The sequence below is a fragment of the Grimontia sp. SpTr1 genome, assembly GCF_947387585.1.
GTDB classification, from domain to species: domain Bacteria; phylum Pseudomonadota; class Gammaproteobacteria; order Enterobacterales; family Vibrionaceae; genus Enterovibrio; species Enterovibrio indicus.
This window is the reverse complement of sequence record NZ_CANDOD010000052.1, coordinates 1-1,081: the sequence shown is the minus strand read 5'-3', so window position 1 is coordinate 1,081 and position 1,081 is coordinate 1. Positions and strand designations below refer to the sequence as shown.

The 1,081-nt window shown below is 50.9% G+C and carries 1 protein-coding gene; it reads right to left on the bottom strand.

Annotated features, from left to right (window positions below; translation table 11 throughout):
* Positions 1-1,081 (bottom strand): elongation factor Tu (tuf, locus tag QL223_RS25880; RefSeq protein WP_281546361.1); only part of this gene is annotated, 1,081 nt, incomplete at both ends.

Below are 1,081 nucleotides of genomic sequence, written 5' to 3'. Positions count from 1 at the left end.
ACAACCATTTGGATGTTGTCGCCTGGCATTACCATCTCAACGCCTTCTGGCAGTTCGATAGTACCGGTCACGTCAGTAGTACGGAAGTAGAACTGTGGACGGTAGCCTTTGAAGAACGGAGTATGACGGCCGCCTTCGTCTTTAGACAGAACGTATACTTCTGACTCGAACTTAGTGTGAGGAGTGATAGAACCAGGCTTCGCCAGTACTTGACCACGCTCAACTTCGTCACGCTTAGTACCACGCAGCAGAACACCAACGTTCTCACCTGCACGGCCTTCGTCCAGAAGCTTACGGAACATCTCAACGCCAGTACAAGTAGTAGTGGTAGTCTCTTTGATACCAACGATAGCAACTTCGTCACCTACGCGAACGATACCTTGCTCAACACGACCCGTTACAACAGTACCACGGCCTTGGATTGAGAATACGTCTTCGATTGGCAGGATGAATGGCTTGTCGATCGCACGCTCTGGCTCTGGGATGTAAGAATCCAGTGCTTCTGCCAGCTCAACGATTTTCGCTTCCCACTCAGCTTCGCCGTTCAGTGCACCCAGTGCAGAACCTTGAATGACTGGGCAGTCGTCGCCTGGGAAGTCGTACTCAGACAGCAGTTCACGAACTTCCATCTCAACCAGCTCAAGCAGCTCTTCGTCGTCAACCATGTCACACTTGTTCATGAATACAAGGATGTATGGAATACCAACCTGGCGACCCAGCAGGATGTGCTCACGAGTTTGTGGCATTGGACCGTCAGTTGCCGCAACAACCAGGATACCACCGTCCATTTGCGCAGCACCGGTGATCATGTTTTTAACATAGTCAGCGTGTCCTGGGCAGTCTACGTGTGCGTAGTGGCGAGTTGGAGTATCGTACTCTACGTGTGAAGTAGAGATAGTGATACCACGCTCGCGCTCTTCTGGCGCGTTATCGATTGATGCGAAGTCACGCGCTGCACCGCCGTAAGTTTTAGACAGTACAGTACAGATTGCTGCAGTCAGAGTGGTTTTACCGTGGTCAACGTGGCCGATAGTACCAACGTTAACGTGCGGTTTCGTACGTTCAAATTTTTCTTTAGACA